12 protein-coding genes are annotated in these 21,090 nt (G+C 71.8%); 5 read left to right on the forward strand and 7 right to left on the reverse strand.

Going from position 1 to position 21,090, the window contains the following annotated elements; all coding sequences use genetic code 11:
• Positions 1 to 15: 15 nt before the first annotated feature.
• Positions 16 to 6,435: an RHS repeat domain-containing protein gene (locus ACPPVO_RS37150; protein WP_426503237.1), complete on the reverse strand. Its 6,420-nt coding sequence runs from the start codon at positions 6,433 to 6,435 to the stop codon at positions 16 to 18.
• A 366-nt stretch (positions 6,436 to 6,801) separates the two neighbouring features.
• Between ACPPVO_RS37150 and ACPPVO_RS37155 the strand changes: the two genes are divergently transcribed.
• Complete coding sequence (locus ACPPVO_RS37155) at positions 6,802 to 10,482, forward strand: DUF7594 domain-containing protein (protein WP_426503238.1); 3,681 nt, start codon at positions 6,802 to 6,804, stop codon at positions 10,480 to 10,482.
• 42 nt (positions 10,483 to 10,524) lie between these two features.
• On the opposite strand, the gene ACPPVO_RS37160 is transcribed toward ACPPVO_RS37155, so the two are convergent.
• From ACPPVO_RS37160 to ACPPVO_RS37170, 3 genes are all read right to left on the reverse strand, one after another.
• The gene (locus ACPPVO_RS37160) at positions 10,525 to 11,172 is read right to left on the reverse strand and encodes a response regulator (RefSeq protein ID WP_426503239.1); all 648 of its coding nucleotides are present in this window, start codon (positions 11,170 to 11,172) and stop codon (positions 10,525 to 10,527) included.
• On the reverse strand, positions 11,169 to 12,299 hold the full coding sequence (locus ACPPVO_RS37165; protein WP_426503240.1) for a sensor histidine kinase: 1,131 nt from the start codon (positions 12,297 to 12,299) through the stop codon (positions 11,169 to 11,171). The genes ACPPVO_RS37160 and ACPPVO_RS37165 overlap by 4 nt, the downstream gene beginning before the upstream one ends.
• A 379-nt stretch (positions 12,300 to 12,678) precedes the next feature.
• Positions 12,679 to 14,145, reverse strand: coding sequence for a glutamate synthase subunit beta (locus tag ACPPVO_RS37170; RefSeq protein ID WP_426503241.1), 1,467 nt, complete (start codon positions 14,143 to 14,145; stop codon positions 12,679 to 12,681).
• A 221-nt stretch (positions 14,146 to 14,366) separates the two neighbouring features.
• Here ACPPVO_RS37170 and ACPPVO_RS37175 point away from each other — a divergent pair, with 221 nt between their 5' ends.
• The gene (locus ACPPVO_RS37175; RefSeq protein WP_426503242.1) at positions 14,367 to 15,137 is read left to right on the forward strand and encodes an alpha/beta fold hydrolase; all 771 of its coding nucleotides are present in this window, start codon (positions 14,367 to 14,369) and stop codon (positions 15,135 to 15,137) included.
• Here the strand turns inward: ACPPVO_RS37175 and ACPPVO_RS37180 are convergent.
• Entirely contained in the window at positions 15,052 to 15,594 is a 543-nt protein-coding gene (locus ACPPVO_RS37180) for a hypothetical protein (RefSeq protein WP_426503243.1), read from the reverse strand. The two genes, ACPPVO_RS37175 and ACPPVO_RS37180, sit on opposite strands and share 86 nt — an antisense overlap.
• A gap of 352 nt (positions 15,595 to 15,946) precedes the next feature.
• On the opposite strand from ACPPVO_RS37180, the gene ACPPVO_RS37185 reads away from it, so the two are divergent.
• From ACPPVO_RS37185 to ACPPVO_RS37195, 3 genes are read left to right on the forward strand one after another with little or no spacing between them, the layout of a single operon-like run.
• On the forward strand, positions 15,947 to 16,912 hold the full coding sequence (locus ACPPVO_RS37185) for a carbohydrate ABC transporter permease (protein ID WP_426503244.1): 966 nt from the start codon (positions 15,947 to 15,949) through the stop codon (positions 16,910 to 16,912).
• Complete coding sequence (locus ACPPVO_RS37190) at positions 16,909 to 17,778, forward strand: carbohydrate ABC transporter permease (protein ID WP_426503245.1); 870 nt, start codon at positions 16,909 to 16,911, stop codon at positions 17,776 to 17,778. The genes ACPPVO_RS37185 and ACPPVO_RS37190 overlap by 4 nt, the downstream gene beginning before the upstream one ends.
• 26 nt (positions 17,779 to 17,804) lie before the next feature.
• Positions 17,805 to 19,169, forward strand: a complete 1,365-nt coding sequence (locus ACPPVO_RS37195) for an ABC transporter substrate-binding protein (protein WP_426503246.1) — start codon at positions 17,805 to 17,807, stop codon at positions 19,167 to 19,169.
• On the opposite strand, the gene ACPPVO_RS37200 is transcribed toward ACPPVO_RS37195, so the two are convergent.
• The gene (locus ACPPVO_RS37200) at positions 19,162 to 19,812 is read right to left on the reverse strand and encodes a response regulator transcription factor (RefSeq protein WP_360379155.1); all 651 of its coding nucleotides are present in this window, start codon (positions 19,810 to 19,812) and stop codon (positions 19,162 to 19,164) included. The genes ACPPVO_RS37195 and ACPPVO_RS37200 overlap by 8 nt on opposite strands.
• Complete coding sequence (locus ACPPVO_RS37205; protein WP_426503247.1) at positions 19,809 to 20,921, reverse strand: sensor histidine kinase; 1,113 nt, start codon at positions 20,919 to 20,921, stop codon at positions 19,809 to 19,811. The genes ACPPVO_RS37200 and ACPPVO_RS37205 overlap by 4 nt, the downstream gene beginning before the upstream one ends.
• Positions 20,922 to 21,090 lie beyond the last annotated feature (169 nt).

Raw genomic sequence — 21,090 nt, forward strand, 5'->3', positions numbered from 1 at the left:
CCGCGGCACGACGCCCTACCCCAGGTGCCTGAGGACGGAGGCCCCGACGTCGCTCGGGCCCTTTCCACCGGACGGGATGTGGCCCGGCGTGACGGGCACGGCCCTGGGGCCGAGGAAATGCACGTTCATACGCATCTTTGTATAGGACACGTCGTTGCCGTTGAAGTCCTTCCCGGAGTACTTGACGAGCTCCCACTTCACCTCGACCTGCGGCACGATGATCAGCTGCTGGCCCGGCTGTGCGTGATAGGTGCTGGTGAGAGTCTTTGTGCTGGTGGTGGAGTCGCTCCAGGTGTAGGTGTAGGTCTCCTCGCCGCCGGCCGTTATCCCGCCGGTGACACCGGCGGAGGCGCCCAGGTTCGCGGTCAGCGACTTCTTGCTCGCCAGCGACTCCGACCAGCTCGCGGTCTCGGCCATCGCCACGGAGACGGCGTAGTCCTCCGGGGCCACGTCGTTGCCGAACGGCACCGACAGCGGCACGTCCTCGAGAGTCATCTGCTGCCCGTCGCTGGTGGCCAGCACCTCCTCCTTCAGCATCGGCGGGGCCAGGTGGTACATGTCCGCGATACGGGCCTTGGCGAGGCGGCGCCGGGCGCAGGCGGTGTCGCAGTGCGCCTTGTAGTTGTTGTCGATCTCGTCCTCCGCCGCCTTCCGCTGCGCCGCCAGGGCCCGTCCCTCGGTCTGCACGTCCGACCAGTTCTTCAGGCACGAGCCGGTGCAGTCCGGCCTCAGCCCGGACGGGTCGGACTGGTTCACCGGTGAGTTGCCGGAGTACGCGTAGCCGCCGATCTGGTTCACGTCGTTGCCCTCGAAGACGGCGTCCCGCTGCAGGAACCGGCCGACGAGCGGGTCGTAGTTGCGGGCGCCGAGCAGGTTGAGGCCGGTGGCCGGGTCGACGGGCTGGTTGACGAAGGCACGGGCGTCGGCCCAGGCCCCGGGCGTGGCGCCGCGGGCGGCGCCGAACGGGGTGTAGTACCGCCGGCGCTCGGTCTGAGCGGCTCCCACGTCGATCGACAGACCACTGGTCCCCTGCGCGTTGCCGAACTCGTAGGTCAGCGCGCCGGTCGACGAGCGCACCATGCTCGTTCCGCTCGCCAGGTGGTAGTACCGCACGCCGCTCAGCGTGTTGGCGCCGACGTCGAGTGTGAGCTGCTCGTCGCCGAGGTACAGGGTGACCTTGGTCGACGAGCCGGCCTTGTCCCGCTGCAGCAGGAGGTCGCCGTCGGCATCGTAGCGATAGGTGGCCTGGTTGCCGGAGACGGCGTCGGTGACCGAATCGGTCCGGCTCTGCGGGCTGTAGGTGATCGTCTGGTTGGCGCCGCCGCCGATCGCGCGGCCGGTGGTGTTGCCGGCCGGGTCGTAGGTGTAGCTGTCCGTGGTGTCGGTCGGGCCGTCGTTCAGAATCGACTGGACCTTGTCGCCGGTGTAGGTGCCGGTGTGCAGCACGTCGTGGGCGGCAACGCCGTCCACGGCGTGGTCCGTCGCGGTGGCGCGGTTGCTCGTCGCGTTGTAGGTGAAGGACTGCCAGTACTTCGCCGGGCCGCCCAGGTTCGCCGCACTGCCTGTGGTGTGGTCGCAGCCGCCGACGTTCGGCACCGACGGCGCCGCCGCGGTGTGGGTGCCCCCGGAGTCGCTCCAGGCCTCGGCCAGCCGCCCGAGCTGGTCGTAGGAGTAGCACTGCAGGTCGGTGGCGGCGCCGCCGCCCTGCACGTCCTTCACGGCGGTGACGTTGCCGGCCGGGTTGATCAGGTTGACGATGTCGTCGACGTGAGTGCCCGACGACTCCTTGTCGATGAACTGCTCGGTGATCCGGCCGGTGGCCGCGTCGTAGTGCGTGGTCTGCACCACCTGGTTCGGCATGTCGCCGAGCGTGGTCGTGGTCCGGTTGCCGAACGGGTCGATCACGTCCGAGGTGAGGAAGTCGGTGGCGCCGGCCACCACGGTCGCGATGCCGTTCTGGTTGTACTGCGTGGTGACGGTCTCAGCGGGCAGACCGCCGTCGGCGTTGTAGGTGGTGGCCGTCGGCAGTCCGCTGATCGTCTTGAACGACGTGGCGCTGCTGTAGGTTCCGGCCAATTTGGCCTCGTCGGCCGGTCCGTTCGCCGGAATCGTCATCGATGTGCCGGTGATGGAGCCGCGGGCGTTGTAGCCGGCGACGGTCCTGACGTATGCGGCGCCGTTCGCGCCGCCGACGTACGTGGTGGACGAGGCCAGGCTGCCCTTGCCGCCGGGCGCGGTGTCGAAGTCCCACTTCGCCAGCAGCGTGCCGCCGTCGCTCTCGGTCTTCCTGCGTCCGAGCTCGTCATACGTCCAGGTGACGGTCTTCGGCCGGGCATCGGACCGGCTCAGCAGGTCGCCGGCCGGGCTGTAGTGGGTCGCGATGCTGCCGGTGTCCGGGTCGGTCGCGGTGGCCAGGTTGCCGTGCAGGTCGTAGGTGTACGTCCAGACCCGCCCGCCGGGCGCGGTCACCTTCGACCGGTTGCCGTCGGGGAAGTAGCCGTAGGAAAGGACCGACGCGTGTGCGGCGTTGCCGTCCGGGGTCGCCGTCGTGTAGCTCCACAGCGCCGAGGTCCGCCCGCGGGCGTCGGTGAACGCGCTCGTCGCCGTGCCGCCGGCGGGCGGGGTGACGTCCGTACGCTCGCCGCCCGGGTAGGCCGTTACGGTGGCCCACTGGGGCTGGCCGAGGGAGTACACGGTGACGCGGGTGGCTCGGCCCTGGCCGTCGTAGGTAGTGACGTCCTCACCCGGCACCGAGGCGTCGGCGGCCGGGTAGATCGTCGCGCTCGGGAACGCGGTGACGTAGAACGGTCGGGTCTTCTTGCTGACCCAGCCGTGACTGTCGTAGTAGGTGTCGGCGACGAGGGAGCCGTTCGTGCCGTCCAGGGAGACGCTCTGGGTCTGCCGTTCCCGGCCGAGGCCGTCGTAGATGGTGTACGCCCAGGCGTAGGTGGAGTCGTCGCGCAGTGTCTTCGTCGAGAAGTACGACGGCGCCGTGGTGCCGTTGACGCTGTACGCGATCGCAATGCTGGCCGACTGGGTGGTGGCGCGTCCCGGCAGCCAGACGCTGGTGAGCCGGCCCAGACCGTCGTAGGCCTGGGAGGTGGCGTTGTTGTTAGGGTCGACGGTCTTGGTCGGCAGCTGCCGTGCCTGGTCGAGCGTCGTGATGGTGTCGAAGTGGAATGTGGCGTTGGTGCTGGTGATGGTCGTCGCCAGCTGTCCGGCGGCCGGAGCGTAGGTCGTGGTGGTGACCAGGCCGCGCGCGTTCGTACTACCCGTCGAGCGGCCGTACACGTCGTACGTCGCGTTCGCGGTGGCCGCCGTGTAGGTCGGCGTCGAGCCGGTGTACGAGTCGGCGGTCTCGGTGCGTGACACGTTGCCGACGTCCGTGATGACGCCGGGCGAGGCATTGCCGTCGTAGTAGGTCAGGGTGTCCGCGAGCGTCGTCGCGGCGCCCGGGGTGGTGGCACAGCTTCCGGCGACGGTGAGGGTCCGTTTGACGTAGCCGACCATGCCGGCGTTGCGGCCGGCTGGACGCGTCGCGTAGGTGGTGGTGGAGCAGGTCTGCTGCGAGTCGGCGGTGCCGAGCAGGGACACGTCGCCCTGGTCGTCGCTCTGCTGCAGCAGGCCGGTGGCGGCGGAGAACGTGTCGGTCCGCTGCGCGGTGCGCCAGGCACCGTCGCTCAGCAGCGTCAGGTCCTTGCTGGTGCCGACGTTGACGAACTGCGCGAGCCTGGCCGGCAGGCCCGGCTGCGAACTCTCGCCGTGCGACGCGGTCTGCACCGACCACGGCAGGCTGATCTCCTTCGCCGCGACCGTGCCGCCGGCCTGCGTGTATGTGTCGGTCTCCAGCACCGTGTCGGCGTACTGGTTCGCGTCGACGACCGCATCACCGGTGCTCGTCGTGACGGTCACAAACTTCTGCGTGCCGCCCGTCTGGCCGTTGTAGTCGCCGTTCATGCCGCGCAGGTACGTCGTGGACACCTGCGTGACCGGGTCCGGCGCGGCGCCGGTCGTCTTGATGACCTGCCCGAAGCCACGGAACACGTTCCAGGCACGCTGCGCGTTCTTGGTGGTGACCGAGTCGTCGCGGTGCCAGGCGGGGTCCCCGACGTAGGTGAAGTCCGCTTCCACGTCCCTGGCTCCGGCGATGACCGGGTCGTGCTGCACGACCTTGCTGACCACCCACTTCTGGAACCAGTCCGACACCGGTGAGCTCTGGCCCTGGCCCTGCCAGTACTGCTGGTAGCACAGCATCGTGTTGTTCGTCGGCGACGGCAGGTGCGACGCGCCCGGCGTCTGGTCACACGCCTGGATGGTCGGGGTGCTGTTGGCGTAGGTGACGGTGATCTGCTCACCGGCCTCTGTGGTGATCTTGTCGATCCGCTGGTGGTTGTACGCCGGCCAGGTCCCCGAGCCCGGCACCCGGTTGGCCATCGTCTGCGTGCCCGTAAAGATCACCGGAGGCACCAACGCCGCGGTCGTGGCGTTGTTACCCGTGTGCGTGACCGAGTCCAGCCACAACGACGGGCTCGAGCCGTCGTTGGGGTCCGGGAACGAATGCACCAGGGCGTAGGTGTCGACCGGCTTGTAGGTGCCGCCCTTGTTCACCAGCGTCTGGATCTGGGCCAGCTCGACCGTGGAGAAGTACGAGATGCTGGTGGTGAGGCACGTGCCGGTCGCCCCGCAGATCTGGTCGAACGGGGTGTCGGGCCAGTCCGGCGCCGTCGTCTTCGTCAGGTTGTTGAAGTCGGAGCACTCAGTCGCCGAACCCTTGCACCGCTGAGCCGTGGTGAACACGACCTCCGCCGCGGGGGCCGGGGTGGCCTGGGCCGCCACGTCGGAGGCGCGCCAGCCGTAGTTGATCTGCTTCAGGTACCCGCCCCGCACGTACTGGGTGTTCGTGTGCGCGCTGCCACGGGCGTAGTAATTCGTCTCGGTGCCGTATGAATAGGTGATGGTGTTGCCATGCGGGTCCACGACGTAGTCGAGGTTCCAGCGGTACGCCATGTTCGGCGTGAAGCTGTTCGTCCCGGTGCCGGAGTTGTAGCACGGGTCACCGGACTTCGGGCAGTACACCGGCTGCGTCCACGCGCCGCTGGAGGCCGGGTCGACACCCGTGCCACCCTCGGCGGTGGGCAGGTGGCCCGCGCCGAAGTACAGCCGGGTGCCGTCCTGCAGCGTCACGACCCAGTACTCGCCGTTGTAGGCGCCGTTGCTCCCGCCCGTCTTGAGCTCGACCGTCGCGCCGTTGTCGTTCGCCGAATGCCATTTGTGGGATGCGTCGTCGTAGACCAGGCCGCCGGACATGCCGGCGGCGTCGACCGAGACTTCCTGACCGCCCCAGCCCCAGCAGGTGTCGCCGGAGCCCGTGATGCCGTCGTCGGCGCAGGGAAGGTACGACCGCTCGATGTAGCCCGGGTTGTAGGACCAGCCCGAGCCGACCCAGTCCGACTGCGCGTTCGTCGAGGCGGTCATGCCGTCCACCGCGGCCGACGAGTAGGCCAGCGTCACGTCCGGCTCGTTGCCGCCGAGGGCCTGCGGCGCGGTGACCGGGTAGGAGTAGGAGAAGCTGCCGGTTCCCTCGGCCGACCAGGCGTCCGACGGCTTCAGGCTGGTCGCCGTATAGGTCCCGGCCGAGCCGTCCGGCGCGCTGCCAACGGTCAGCACCGCCAGGCCGGTCCCCGACCGCGTCACCGCCGCCGGCATCGTCACCGTGGCCGTGAGCCGGCCCGAGCCCGCCTCCACCGAAGTCGCCACCGGCGTGCGGGTCTGGCACTCGGCCCGCTCCGGCGTGCTCAGCGCGCACGCCGGCAGCTGGACCAGCCGCAGCCGCTGCGCATAGTTGCCGCCGAACCGGCCCGCGAACGCGCCCGGTGCCACCTGCACCCGAACCGGCGCGGCGCCCGTCGAGCCGTCCGCGCGGGCCACCGAGAACAGCAGGCCGGAGTCGGCGCGGGCGCGGGCCGCGAGGTCCTGCCGGGCCACCTCGACCCTGACCGAGGCCGGCGCGTCCGTGTTGCCGCCGACCCACAGCGGCGCGCCGTCCACAGCGGCCACGCTGTCGCGGTGCTGGCGCTCCAGCTGGTCGAGCCCACGCGTCGGAACCCCGGTCGCGGCGGCCAGCGACAGGGTCTGTGCCCCCGCGACCGGCTCGCCGAACCGGGGCGCCTTGTACTGCGCCATCTGGGCCGGCGCGGCGGCGCTCCCGGCGCCGGGGGCGTGGGAGTCACGCGGCACCGCCGAAGTGGTCTGCCGCGGCGTGTTCGGCGGGGTCCAGACTCCGCCCTTGCCCGGGGGCGCCGCCACCGCGTTCGCGACGAGCGCCATCTGCAGGGCCACCACCGCCCCCGTCACGAGCGCGACGCCGCGGCGCAGGGCACGCCGGCGTCGGGCGGGCGAAGGGTTCAAGATCAACTTGCGTGCGGTACTGCCCACAGCAACCCCCGTCGCCCTCGACGAGCCGCCGGTGTCCACAGTGGAGTGAGAACATCGTGGCGCCCATCAATGCCTGAGCGAACGGTAGACCGGAGCCCCAATCCCCGGCAGCCCCGTTAGGTGTGGGCCAAGTCACACACTGTAGGCGAATGCCTGGTGAGCTGCTGATCCCTCCCTGAGGTGCCGATAAATGTCCACTTTAGACGCCAAAGCGATCATTCACACTGGACGATTTCGGGTATCGGGATTGATCATCGTGGCCTCTATCATTTGGGCCATTTCCGCGACCCGGAACGGGGCTGGGTCGCCGCGCGCTCTCGGGCGCGGCCGGGTCCCGCCACTCCGACCGCACCAGGAGGCGGCAGCATGCACATCAGGAAACGGCTCGCGGCGGCGTTGGCTGCCGCGCTGGCATTACCCACCGGGGCGCTCGCCCTCGCCGCGCCGGCGCAGGCCGCACCACCGCCCGGCTCCGAGGCCGCTGCCACCGCACAGGCCAGGAAGACCGGCAAGGCCGTGCCTGTCGAATCGGCCCGCACCGCCTACACCGACACGCTCGCCAACACCGACGGCTCCTACACCTTCACCTCCGGCGAACAGCCCCTGCACGGCTGGAACGGCAGCGCCTGGACCGACCCGGACGCCACCCTGCACGCCAACGGCGACGGCAGCCTGTCCCCCGCCGCCGCGGCCTCCAGCCTGACCCTGTCCGGCGGCGGCACGGGACCCCTCGCCGTCTTCGACGACCGCGCCGGGCACCTCATGTCGGTCGCCATGCCCATGACCCTGCCCAAACCGGCCCTCGACAGCGCCACCGCCGCCTACGCCAACGTCCTCACCGGTGTCGACCTACGCGTGACCGCCACCACCGCCGGCGGCATCACCGAAATCCTCGTCGTCCACGACGCGGCCGCCGCCGCCAACCCGGCCCTCGCCGACCTGCGCCTGACCACGAAACTCACCGGCCTGAAAATGGCCACCGGCAGCCAGAGCGTCAACGCCGTCGACACCACCACCGGCAAGCCCGTCTTCGCCGCACCGCCACCCGTCATGTGGGACTCCGCCAAACCGGTGACCCTCCGCGGCCACGCCGAACAGGACGCCGGCGGCGAACGGCCGGCCACCTCCACCGGACACGGTCCCGGCGGAACCGCCCACATCACCGACATCCCGCTGCGCACCGACGGCGACGCCATCACCCTGGCCCCGCCGGCGCAGGCCCTGCGCGGCAAGGACGTGACCTACCCGCTCTACATCGACCCGGCGATCGCCCCGGTCGCCAGCCCCGAGGCCTACGTGCAGTCGTACCACACCTCGACCCCGGCCTATAACCCCGGCGACAACCTCCGCACCGGCTTCTCCGACTGGAGCGACGGCACCGGCTGGCTCCCCGGCATCACCCGCAGCTACCTGCACTTCGGTCAGATCTCCGCGATGGCCGGCAAGCAGATCACCGAGGCCCACATCCAGCTCACCCAGACCGGCGCCTCCTGCAGTGGCAGCTACACGCTGAAGGCCGCCACATCCTCCGACTTCGGGTCGAACCTGAACTGGAGCAACCAGCCCGGCACCGGCGGCAGCCCGACCGACTCGATCACCGTGAGCGGCACCAACGGCGGCTACCAGATCCCGGCCACGAACATCGCGACCAACGCCCGGGACGCCGGCTGGCCCACCGTGAGCGTGGTCCTGTGGATGACCAACGAGAGCGACCACTGCGCGTACCGCAAGTTCGCCCTGAACCCCTCGCTCGTCATCACCTACTGGTCCACGCCCGACCAGCCCACCGGGCTCAGCGAGACCAACGGCGGCCAGAGCTTCCCCTGCAACACCACCGCCCCCGGCACCTGGATTCCGGCCGCGGCGAACCACCAGATCGTGCTCAACTACACCATGTCCAGCCCGGACACCGGCGGTGACCAGCTCTACGGCAACGCCTGGGTCTCCGCCAACGGCGGCGCCTACAACCCCATCACCACCGCGATCCCGTACTCCGGCGGCAACTACACCGTCCACGACACCATCACCGTCGCGGACGGCGCGCAGTACGCCTGGGACGCTCAGGCCGACAACACCCACCGGTGGGGTCCCGTCACCGCGGTCTGCTACTTCCGCTACGACGCGACGCCACCGAACCAGCCGTCGGTCGTGCGCCTGCCGCCCCTGGAGGGCGAGCCGCCGCCGGTCGGCGGCAGCGGGTCGGTCGGGCTGAACCTCTTCGCCATGGATCCGGGCACCGGCGCCAGCGGGACGGCCTCCTTCCGGTACAACGTCAACGGTACCGGCATCGCGTCGGGCGGCGGCGGCACGCAGACCATCGCCGGGGCCGGCAACCGGGCCCGGCTGGACGTGCCGGTCGCGTCGCTGCACTGGGGCACCAACACCATCTGGGTCCAGACGGCCGACGCCGCCGGCAACCTCTCCCAGCCGGTGCACTACGACTTCTACATGGAGCAGTCGGCGTTCGGCGCCTACACGCCGGGCACCGCCGGTGACATCGACGGCGATAACAAGCCGGATCTGACCACTGTGGACACGGCCGGCAACGTGCGCCTGTACAGCAACCCGGACGCCGTGTCCGTCCTGCCCACCGGCAACACCACCGTCGACCCGCTGCAGTTCGGCGGGCGCGTGCTGCTGCCGTACAACCAGGACACCCTGTTCCCGAGCGGCACCTTCGCCGGCGCGGTCGTCGCCCACGCCGGCTCGTTCAGCGGCAAGAACGCCGACGACCTCGTCATCGTGCAGAACGGCAACCTCGCCGTCGCCCAGAACGCCAACGGCAACGCCACCACCTGGACGATGAGCGACAACATCGACAAGCCGGACTGCACGACCTGCACCGGGTACAACGGCGACGACTGGTCCGCGGTCCGTCAGATGATCACGGTCCCGCCGGCCACCCCGGGCGGCCGGCCCAGCCTGATGACGCTCGAGTTCTGGCAGGACAACATCCAGCTCTGGCTGTACGCCCCCACCGACACCGGCATCGGCTTCAAGATGCCGGTCCGCATCGCCGGCAACTACAGCGACTGGGCCTGGGAGCAGGCGCAGCTGCTCGCGGCCGGCCCGCTCCCCGGCTTCACCGGCACCGCGCTGCTGATCCGGGGGATCGGCACCGGCAACCTGACCGCCCTCGACAACGCCGGCGTGCCGCTGACCGGCTCGCCGGCCACCACCAACCGGCAGATCATCGGCGGCGGCTTCTACCAGTCGTCCGCCGCGATGACGACCGCCGGCCCAGTCGACCAGCAGGGCCACTGGGCCATCACGTCGATCGGCGTCGACGGCACCCTCGCCCTGTTCGACGCGACGACCACAGCGGCCGGGACCACGTTCTTCCCCGGCCGGGCGGTCACCGGCAGCGCCTGGAGCTCGCACCAGGTCGCGATCGGGCCGTCCTACACGCCGCCGAACAAGATCGGCATCATGACCGACGGGCAGACCACGGTCGACCCGGTCTTCCCCGGCTTCGCGTACTCCGGGACCGCGCTGACCACCGCGACGATCGGCAGCGGCTTCGAGTCGTCCTGCCCGTGGGGCAGCTGCCAGTCCGGCCTGATGCCCGGGTACTCCCTGACCGACACCGCGAGCGGCAACGTGTACACCATCGTCGGCGGCCGGTCGAACCACTACGACGCCTGGCAGGCGATCGGGCAGACCATTCCCGCCCCGCCGTCCACCAGCACCACGTTCGCCGGCCACATCTCGTTCCTCGGCGCCGCGTCGACGCCCGGCTCGACCCACACCACCGGCACGGCCACGGTGACCTTCACCGACGGCCACACCCAGCAGATCCAGATCGCCTTCACCGACTGGGCGCAGGGCAGCGCCCCGCAGGCCGGCAACGCCGTCGCGGCCTCGATGCCCTACCGCATCAACAGCGCGACGGGCGCCAAGGACATGATGCCGGTGTTCCTGTACACCACCGCGGACGTGCAGCTGCTCGACAACGGCCAGCCGCTCTCCGCGGCCAACAGCGCGATCGCCTCGATCACGCTGCCGAACAACCCGGCGATGTCCGTGTTCGCCGTCGCGGTCAACTGACGGGTGGGGGCCGGCCCGGTCAGCGGGCCGGCCCCCACCGGGTCAGGAGGCCAGTCCGTTGCGGTAGGCGTAGGCGACCGCCTGGGCGCGGTCCCGCGCGCCGGTCTTCGCGAACAGATGGTTGATGTGCGTCTTGACGGTCGCCTCGCTCACCACGAGATGCGTGGCGATGTCGGCGTTCGACATGCCTGTCGCGACGAGCTGGAGCACTTCCAGTTCGCGGTCGGTGAGGCCGTCGGGCGGCGGGCCCTCCCGCACGGGGCGGTCCGGCGGCAGCATTTCGAGCAGCCGATGTTGTACCTCCGGAGCCAGATCGGCCTGGCCCGAGGCCACCCGGCGCAGCGCCTGCACCACCTGGTCGGCGTCGGCGTCCTTGGTCAGATACCCGCGCGCGCCGGCCCGCAGGGCGCCCAGCATCTCGGCGTTCTCGGCGAACGTGGTCAGCACCACGATCTGGGTGCGCGGGTACTCGCCGCGGATCCGCCTCGTCGCGGTCACCCCGTCGCAGCGCGGCATGCGCAGGTCCATGAGGACGACATCGGGATCGTGCTCGGCCACGGCCGCGATCGCCTCGTCGCCGTCGCTCGCCACGGCGACCACCTCGACGCCGTCCATCAGCGACAGCATCAGCTTCATGCCGTCGCGGATCACCCGCTGGTCGTCGGCGATCACCACGCGAAGGTTCGTCACCTCGGAATCGTCAGCCACACCCGGAACCCTTCACCGTTCTCCGCCGGACCCGCGTCCAGCTTGCCGCCCAGCAGTTCGGCGCGCTCGCGCAGCCCGGCCAGGCCGTAGCCGGTGCCGGTGTCGCGCAGCACCGGTCTCGGACCCGCATGCGTCGCCGGGCCGCCGTCGCACACCTCGACCTCAACCTCGTCCGTGGCGTACGCGAGACGGATACGCACCGCCGCCCCGGGGGCATGCTTGCGGACGTTCGTGAGGGCCTCGCGGACCGTACGCTCGACCGCGAGCCCCGCCTCCGGGGTGAGCGGCTCCGGCGTGCCCTCGATCGCCAGCTTCGCGCTCGCGCCCTGGGCCAGCCCGCGGACCGCGTCCGCGGTCGGCCGGGTGTCGCCCCGCAGCGAGAGTACGGCCTGGCGGGTCTCGTCGAGGCCCTCGCGGGCGAGCTTCTGCGCCTGCTCGATCTGCTGGAGCACGGCCTCGCCCGGCGCGCCCCGGCGCATCAGCAGGCGCGCGCTCTCCAGGCCGACAATCTGCGCCGAGAGGGTGTGGGCCAGGATGTCGTGGATCTCCCGGGCCAGGCGGGCGCGTTCGGCGTACACCTGCGCCCGGGCCTCGGCCTCCCGGGCCGCCTTCTCGCTGGCGAGCAGCCGCTCCGCCTGGTCGGCCCGCTGGCGGGAGCTGCCGACGACGGCCCCCAGCACCGCGAACCCGGTGCACCCGGCGAGGAGCGGCACGATCGCCGTCGGGTTGCGCAGCTCGGCGATCAGTGCGCCAGTGCCCGCGGTGAGGAACGCGAACGGCACCGCGATCGTCAGCGGCAGCACCGCGAGCGCGACCGAGATGGCGATGCCGGCCGGGAGCCAGCCGGGCGAGGACGGGTCGACCACGTACAGGGCGTGGCCGCCGGCCGCCATCACCACCAGCCCGACCACCCGGTGCACGGGCTGGTCCATCCGGGCCCGCCAGCTGTACACGGCGCCGGCGAACGCGACCGCCGTGCACAGCAGCGCCACCCACCGCAGGTGGGCCGGCACCACGACGACGGCGGCGACCGCGTACGCGACGGTGCCGACGGCCCGCCCGATCATCAGACCGGAGGTGTTCGGGCGGAGCCGTCGCAGCCACGACATCAGCGGGACTCCCGGACGAGAATCGGCACGTCGTTCATGAACGGGAATCCTGCTCATGTCGCCGGAGAAGTCCAGCCCGGCCCGGTCGCGCTCGCAGCCGGCGCGACCGGCGGGCCGGCGCCGAGCCCGTACGGTGCCCGGACAACGGCATGTCGCGGAGGAGGTACTCCGCGGTGAACGGCGCGACGAGGATCAGGCTGACGACCGGGGCCATATGGAGCATCGGACTTCCTTCCGAACCGGGGAACGTCGATGCGCCATACGCTAGGGCGCACCGGCCCCGGCCCGCGTCGGCGCCGGACCTGATCCGTGGTGTCCACCCACGGGTGGAGACCCGGGCACCGGATGGAGGCCCGGACATCGGGTGGCGATCCGACGCCTACCTCGCGCTGAGGGGCCTCGAGGCCGGCGTGATCGGGGCGGGCAGGCTGCCGGCGCCGCCCAGGTACCGGTGGACCGCCGCGGCGGCCGAGCGGCCCTCCGCGATCGCCCACACGATGAGCGACGGCCCGCGGCGGGCGTCGCCGGCCGCGAAGACGCCCGGCGCCCCGGTCTGCCAGTCGGTGCCGGCGTCCAGCGTGCCCCGGCCGTTGCGGGTCAGCTCGGCCTGGGCCAGGTGCGGTCCGGGCTGGGTGCCGGCGAAGCCGATCGCCAGCAGGGCCAGGTCGGCCGGGACCTCCCGGATCGTGCCCTCGACCTCACTCAGCGTGAAGCCGGGGCCGATGAGGACGTCCACCAGCTCGACCGCGCGCAGGCGGCCCTCGTCGTCGCCGAGGAAGCGGCGCACCGAGCAGCCGAAGTTGCGCTCGCCGCCCTCCTCGTGCGCCGAGCCGCTGCGCAGCGTGGTCGGCCAGGTCGGCCACGGGTCGCGGCCGCCGTCGCGCATCGGCGGGGGCAGCGGGGCCACCTCCACCAGCTGCACGCTGGCCGCGCCCTGCCGGTGCGCGGTGCCGAGGCAGTCCGCGGCGGTGTCGCCACCGCCGACGACGATGACGTGCAGGCCGGCCGCGTCGATCGGCGGTGCCGGCAGCGAGCCGGCGACGACCCGGTTCGCGCCCTCGAGGTACTCCATGGCCTGGTGGATGCCGCCGAGCTCCCGGCCGGGAGTGCCCGGCACGTCGCGGGGGTCGAGGGCCCCGCAGGCCAGGACGACGGCGTCGTGGCGCTCGCGCAGCTCGGCCAGCGAGACGTCGACGCCGACCTCGCAGCCGGTGACGAACTGCACGCCCTCCTCGGCGAGCTGGGCGGCGCGCCGGTCGATGTGGCGCTTCTCCAGCTTGAAGTCGGGGATGCCGTAGCGGAGCAGGCCGCCGACGGCGTCGCTGCGCTCGTACACGGTCGTGGCGTGCCCGGCCCGCGCCAGCTGCTGGGCGGCGGCCAGGCCGGCGGGCCCGGAGCCGACCACGGCCACGCTGTGCCCGGACGGCGGCGCGACCGCGAAGGGCCGCAGCGGCTCGCCCTCGGTGACGCGGTTGATGATCTCGACCTCGACCTGCTTGATCGTGACCGGGTCGTCACCGATGCCGAGGACGCAGGCCGCCTCGCACGGTGCCGGGCAGAGCCGCCCGGTGAACTCGGGGAAGTTGTTGGTGGCGTGCAGCGTCTCGGCGGCCCGCTCCCAGTCGCCGACGCGCACCAGGTCGTTCCAGTCCGGGATCAGGTTGCCCAGCGGGCAGCCGTTGTGGCAGTACGGCACGCCGCAGTTCATGCACCGGCTCGACTGCTCGTGGATCATCTGCTCGTCGACGCGCCGGTACACGTCGCGCCAGTCGCCGATGCGCTCGGGCACCGGGCGCAACAGCGGCAGCTGCCGGCGGTACTTCATGAATCCCATCGGATCAGGCATGACTGGCCTCCGTTGCCTGGGCGGTGCATCCGGATCGCGACGGGACAACGCTGGCCCGAAATGTGAGACGGCGGTCCCACAGAGGTGGAACGCACCCTAACCGAAGTGCCCCGGTGTAGGGCAAGGGGCACGAACCGCCAAGTTCGCCACAGCACCGGCCGCCGGACCGGTGTCAGCATGGTGACGGTCCCGTGTCAGGGCGGCCCGTGAATGTGGTCGGCATGACGAAGCAGACATCCTGGGCCGGCCTGGTACCCGTCGACGACACCGCGCTGTACGTTACCGACACCGGCGGCCCCGGCCGCCCCGTGATCTACCTCAACGGCGCCTACGCCGACCAGTCGCACTGGCGCCGCGTCATCGACGGGCTCGGCGACTCCTACCGGCACATCGCCTACGACGAGCGCGCCCGCGGCAAGTCCAGGCGCTCGCAGGACTACTCGTTCGAGGCGTGCCTGCGCGACCTCGACGCCGTGCTGGCGGCGCGCGGGGTCCAGGAGGCGCCCATCCTCGTGGGCTGGTCCTACGGCGGGGTGCTGGCGTGGCACTGGAGCGACCGGAACCCGGACCGCGTCGCCGGCGTGGTGGTCGTGGACGCGTTCCCGGTCGGCCTGACCGGCGCGGAGGGCGCGGCCCGCATCCGCAAGCTGTTCCGCCGGATGCGGCTGTTCTTCCCCATCGCCAGCCGGCTGGGCCTGGCCGCGCGGATGAGCGCCGACCAGCACGCCGACGTCAACATCGAGCTCAACGAGATCGCCGCCGCCAGCGTGCCGGTCCTCGAGCGGGCGACCCGGCCCGTGCGGTTCGTCCTGGCCACGGGCGACAGCCTCGGCAGCAGCGGCGGGGAGATGGACGAGGGGCGCAAGGTGCTCGACCCGGTCGTCGCGGCCAACCCGAACGTCAGGATCAGCGCCAGGGTCGCCAGCAACCACTCGAAGATCCTGCGCAACGACTCCCCCGCCGTCGCCGCCGCGGTCCGCGAACTGACCTGAGCCGGGCCGCCGGAACTCCGGCCGCCCGGCCCGGCCCGGCAAGCGTCAGCTCCAGGAAGCGGTGGACCAGTCGTCGCTGGACCGGTAGTGGCCCGACCAGTAGTGCCCGGACCAGTAGTGCCCGGACCAGTAGTGGCCCGACCAGTCCGGGTCCGTCCAGCTCGACGCGCCGTTCCACGGGCGGCCGGACCACGTCGCGGCCGCCCACGTCTTCGACGCCGACGCCGGACCCGGTCAGCGCGGCCGCGGCGCCGGTGGAGGCGTTGATGGCGCCGCGCACCGCCGCGAGCGTGGTACCGCCGCCGGTCGCGCTGCCGCCGAGCCAGGCGCTGGACGCCCACCCGGCCGCGCCGCCGAGGGGGCGCGGGGGTGCGGCGGACGCGCCGAGCCCGGCGACGGCCGTGGCCGCGGCCGCGACGGCCGCCACGATGCGGCGTCGCGAAGCAGTTGAGGGCATGAGGTGCTCCGTTCCCGCCGCTTCCGTGCGGCGCCGGATCTCACGATGCCCGGCCCGGGTTGCCGTCCGGGTGCGGCCGGGGCCGTCTGCCCGTCCGGACGGCGGTTCTGTCCGACCGCCCGACGCCGGATCGCCACCGTGCAACCGGCCCGCACCCGCAAGGCGACCGGGCCGCGCCGGAAGGGGCCGGCGCAGCGGCGAGCAAGACATCGCCGTATTTCCATATTGCCATCAATTGAATACGATGGTCATCGCCGCTCACCGCCGCGCGGCCAGGAACTTCGAGGTGCCGATGGACGCTGTTCACCGCTCAGTATCCGCTCGTACAGCTGACCTCGGTTAGCTGCCGATCATGATCGAAGGGCTCAGGCGGACCACCGCCGGGCCGGTCCCGCTCGACCCCGTCGCCCCGGACGATCCCGGCGCGGCAAGGCGAGCACGCCGGCGGCGTTCCTCCCGCGAGGCGGCGGTGTTCATCGCCCTGGCCGCGCCGAACATCGCGCTCATCGTGATGTTCACGTACCGGCCGCTGGTGCAGAACGTCTACTACTCGACGCTGGACTGGACGCTGGGCGCGCCGACGGCCCGGGCGGTCGGCCTGGACAACTACGTCCGGTTCTTCACCTCCGACGAGTCCGGGCGGGTCTTCCTCACCACGGCCCTGTTCACGGTGGCCACGGTCGCGCTGTCGATGGGCCTCGGGCTGCTGGTCGCGCTCGGGCTCAACCGGCGGGTGCGCGGCGCCGGACTCGCCCAGGCCACGGTGTTCTCGCCGTTCGTGCTCTCCGGCGTCGGCGTCGGGCTGGCGTGGCAGTACATCTTCGACCCCACCGTCGGCGCGCTCGGGGCGGTGCTGCGCGGCTTCGGCGTGGCCAGCCCGCAGTGGTTCAACAACGAGACGCTGAGCCTGGTCATGGTCGTCATCGTGTACGTCTGGAAGAACCTCGGCTACGCGGCGGTCATCTACCTGGCCGGGCTGCAGGCGATCTCCTCCGACATCCTGGAGGCCGCCGCGATCGACGGGGCCGGGCCCGTGCGCAAGTTCTTCTCGGTCACGTTCCCGCTGCTGTCGCCCACGACGTTCTTCCTGCTGGTGACGAGCATCCTCAACTCGCTGCAGGCCTTCGACCTGATCCGCGCGATGACGCCGCTCGGCCGCGGGACCACGACCCTCATCTACGACGCCTACCTGCGCGCGTTCGGCGGGTACAACCAGGCGGGCTACTCGGCGATGCTCTCCACGGTCCTGTTCGCGCTGCTGGTCGTGCTGACCCTCGTGCAGCTGGTGGTCCTCGAGCGGCGGGTGCACTACCGGTGAGCGCCGTGAGCACCGCCGAGGCGCGGCCGCTGTCCCGCCGCAACCTCGTCGCCACCCTGGTCACCGGCTACGTGCCGATCGTGCTAGCCATCCTCGTGGTGATCCTGCCGCTGGGGTACATGATCCTGTCGTCGTTCAAGACGCCGTCCGACGTCATCACCCAGAAGCTCGTCGTGCTGCCCGACCCGTGGCACCCGCAGAACTACCGCGACGCGGCGCAGGTCGTGCCGTTCGCGCGGCTGTTCCTCAACTCGGCGATCGTCACGGTCGTCGGGGCCGGGATCAAGGTGCTGCTGGCCATCCTCACGGCGTACGCGCTGGTGTTCGTGCGCTTCCCGGGCAAGCGGTACGTGTTCTGGGCCGTGCTCGCCACGCTCATGGTGCCGCCGCAGGTCAGCGTCGTGCCGAACTTCACCTTCATCAGCGGCCTCGGCGGCCAGGACACGTACTGGGGCATCATCCTGCCCGGGCTCGGCAGCGGCTTCGGGACGTTCCTGCTGCGCCAGTCGTTCCTGCAGCTGCCCGCCGACGTGCTGGAGGCCGCGGAGACCGACGGCGCCGGGCACTGGCGGCGGCTGTGGCGCATGGTGGTGCCGATGGCCGCGCCCAGCATCGCCACCGTCGCCCTGGTGAACATCGTCTTCGAGTGGAACGACTACCTCTGGCCGCTGGTGATCGTCTCGAACCCGAGCATGATGACGCTGCCGGTGGGTCTGACGCTGCTGCAGAACAGCGAGAGCTCGGCCGCCTCGTACGGCATCGTCATGGCCGGCACCGTCATGGTGCTCCTCCCAGTGCTGCTCGTCTTCGCCGCGCTCCAGCGGTACATCGTCACCGGCTTGACGCAGGGTGCCGTCAAGGGGTGAACACCCGAACAACCAGGAGGTTCCAAGTGTCCTTGTCCCAGCCTGCCGAGTTCAGCCGGCGGCGGTTCCTCGGCCTCGCCGCCGGTGGACTGTCCGCGGCGGCTCTGGCCGCGTGCACCGGGGGCCCGTCGACGACGTCGGCGGACTCGTCGAGCAAGCCCGAGCAGCTCGACTTCACCGGCGTCAAGCCGGCCGGCTCCATCACCTTCTGGTCGTCCAACCCGGGCTCGTCGCAGGCGGTCACCCAGGAGATCATCGACGGGTTCCACAAGAGCCAGTCGGACATCAAGGTCCAGCTCGTGACCGCGGGCTCGACGTACGAGGACATCGCGCAGAAGTTCCAGGCCGCGCAGGCCGGCGGCACGCTGCCCGACCTCGTCGTGCTCTCCGACGTCTGGTGGTTCCGCTACTACCTGCAGGACTCCATCATCCCGCTCGACTCGCTGTTCAAGGCGCTGAACTGGGACACCGGCGACTACCGCGAGCAGCTGCTGACCGACTACAAGTACAAGGACTCGATCTGGGCCGTGCCGTGGGCGCGCTCCACGCCGCTGTTCTACTGGAACAAGGCGCACTGGGCGGCCGCCGGGCTGCCCGACCGCGCGCCGAAGACCTGGGACGAGTTCGCCGAGTGGGCGCCGAAGCTGCAGACGTCCAACGCGGGCCTGCAGCACGCGTTCCAGCTGCCGGCGCTGGCCGGGTACGCCGGCTGGAGCTTCCAGAACAACCTCTGGGGTACCGGCGGCGGCTGGTCGGCCAAGGAGACGTTCGACGTCACCTGCGACAAGCCCGAGTCCGTCGCGGGGCTGCAGTTCATCGCCGACGCGGTGTACAAGGGCAAGTGGTCGGGTGTGGCCGGCAAGGACTCGACCCAGGACCTGTCGGCCGGCGCGGTCAGCGCGACCGTCGGCTCGACCGGCAGCCTGGTCGGCATCCTCAAGACCGCCAAGTTCGACGTCGGCGCCGGCTTCCTGCCGGGCGGGCCGAAGTCGACCTCGCCGGTGTGCCCCACGGGCGGCGCGGGCGTCGGCATCCCGAAGAAGCTCAAGCCCGAGAACCAGCTCGCGGCGGCGACCTTCATCAAGTACCTGACCTCGCCCGAGAACACGCTCAAGTTCTCCCAGGCGACCGGGTACATGCCGGTGCGCAAGTCGGCCGACACGTCGGCGCTGACCTCCAGGACGCCGCAGGCGCAGGTCGCCATCGACCAGCTCGCGGTGACCCGCAACCAGGACTGGGCCCGGGTCTTCCTGCCCGGCGCCGACCAGGAGATGGCCAACGCCTGCGCCGAGATCCTGACCAAGAACGGCGACGTACAGGCCCAGATGACCAAGCTCAAGTCGACCCTCGAGGGCATCTATACCTCGCAGGTCAAGCCGCACCTCAAGTAGCGGCGCCGGCCTCGTAGGCGATGACGACCAGCTGCGCGCGGTCACGCGCGTGCAGCTTGGTCATCGCCCGGTTGATGTGGGTCTTCGCGGTGATCGGGCTGATCGCCATGCGGGCCGCGATCTCGGCGTTGGACAGGCCCTGCGCGACCAGGGCGACCGCCTCGCGCTCGCGGCCCGTGAGCGCCCGCAGCGCGGCGGCGGAGCGGGCCGGCGGCGGCTGGGCGACGTACCGTTCGATGAGCCGCCGGGTGATCGACGGCGCCAGTAGCGCGTCGCCGCGCGCCGCGACCCGCACGGCGTGCAGGAAGTCCTCCGGCAGGATGTCCTTGACGAGGAACCCGGCCGCCCCCGCGCGCAGCGCCTCGAGCACGTACTCGTCCATCCCGTAGTTCGTCAGCACGACGACGTGCACCGCGGCGAGCTCGGGGTCGGCGGCGATGCGCCGGGTCGCCTCGATGCCGTCGACGGTGGGCATCCGCACGTCGAGCAGGACCACGTCGGGCCGGTGCTCCCGGGCCAGCCGCACGCCGTCGCCGCCGTCGCCGGCCTCGGCCACGACCTCGATGTCGTCCTCGGCGTCGAGCAGCGCGCGGAACCCGCTGCGGATGAGCGGCTGGTCGTCCACGAGCAGGACCCGGATCACGAGGAGGCCGCCACCGGCAGCTCGGCGCGCACGGTGAAGCCGTGGCCCGGGCGGGGCTCGGCGAGCAGCCGGCCGCCGAGGGCGCTCACCCGCTCGCGCATCCCGAGCAGCCCGACGCCGGGCACCGGCGGGGCCTGCGGCGTGGCCCGGCCGTCGTCCTCGACGCGCACGACGACCGCGTCGCGGCGGTACTCGATGCACACCGTCGCGGTGCCGGCGCCGGCGTGGCGGGCCACGTTGGTCAGCGCCTCCTGCACGATCCGGTACGCGGTCCGGCCCACCGTGACCGGCACCCCGGCGGGCTCCCCCTCGATCGTCAGCGACGCGTCCAGGCCCGTCGCCCGGGCCCGCTCGACCAGGTCCGGGACGCCGTCGAGGCCGTGCGGCGGGGCCTGCCCGTCGTCGCGCAGCGCCTCCAGGGTCGCCCGCAGCTCGCGCGACGCCTCGCGGCCGGCGTCCCGGATCGCGAGCAGGGCCGGCGGTACCGGCTCGCCGCGCTTGTGCGCCAGGTGCACCGCCGCCTCGGCCTGCACCTTGATCACCGAGATCTGATGGGTGAGCGAGTCGTGCAGCTCCCGGGCGATGTGCAGCCGCTCCTCGTCGGCGCGGCGGCGGGCGACCTCCTCGCGCGTGCGCTCGGCCTCGTCGGCGCGGCGCTCGGCCTGGCGCAGGGCCTCGCCGGCGGCCCCGGCGGCGATCAGCCAGGCCAGCTCCAGCACACCCCGGGCCTGCGTGAAGGCCGCGCCCGCGGGCAGGCCCGAGGCCATCGCGGCGAGCGGCAGCGCGGCGAGCACGGCGATGCTCGCGGCGCCGGTGGCGCGCCGGTGGCCGGCCCGCATCGCGGCGTACACGGCGACCAGGTAGCCGACCGCGAACACGTTGAACCCGGCGGCCCGGTAGCCGACCGCGCACAGCCCGGTCACGACCAGCACGGCGACCGGGGCGCGGCGCCGGGCGGCCAGGGCCAGGCCACCGGCGGCCAGCAGCGCGTAGCCGGCCGCGCCGGCGCCGTCGGCCGCCCGGTGCTCGGCCAGCCCCGCGACCACGAGGATCGCCGCCCCGCCGGCGCCGGCCAGCCAGTCCCCGGTACCGATGCGTGCACCGCCCATGCGGGCACCCTAACCGCAGATCGGCGCCCGCGACTCCTGCGCGCGGACCGTGTGCGCCTGCTGCGTCCGCAGTAGACACCGCCCGGCTGCCACGCCCGCGGCAGCGCGCGAAGCCATCCCCGGCGCGATGCGCGCGGCCGGGCCGGCGGACAGGATCGATGCATCCGGT

It is taken from the genome of Dactylosporangium sp. McL0621 (assembly GCF_049995355.1).
Lineage (GTDB): Bacteria > Actinomycetota > Actinomycetes > Mycobacteriales > Micromonosporaceae > Dactylosporangium.

Coding starts and splice junctions, on each gene's coding strand:
- ACPPVO_RS37155 (WP_426503238.1), top strand. CDS start 6,802: ATGCACATCAGGAAACGGCTCGCGGCGGCGTTGGCTGCCGCGCTGGCA.
- ACPPVO_RS37165 (WP_426503240.1), bottom strand. CDS start 12,299: ATGTCGTGGCTGCGACGGCTCCGCCCGAACACCTCCGGTCTGATGATC.
- ACPPVO_RS37170 (WP_426503241.1), bottom strand. CDS start 14,145: ATGCCTGATCCGATGGGATTCATGAAGTACCGCCGGCAGCTGCCGCTG.
- ACPPVO_RS37175 (WP_426503242.1), top strand. CDS start 14,367: ATGACGAAGCAGACATCCTGGGCCGGCCTGGTACCCGTCGACGACACC.
- ACPPVO_RS37180 (WP_426503243.1), bottom strand. CDS start 15,594: ATGCCCTCAACTGCTTCGCGACGCCGCATCGTGGCGGCCGTCGCGGCC.
- ACPPVO_RS37185 (WP_426503244.1), top strand. CDS start 15,947: ATGATCGAAGGGCTCAGGCGGACCACCGCCGGGCCGGTCCCGCTCGAC.
- ACPPVO_RS37205 (WP_426503247.1), bottom strand. CDS start 20,921: ATGGGCGGTGCACGCATCGGTACCGGGGACTGGCTGGCCGGCGCCGGC.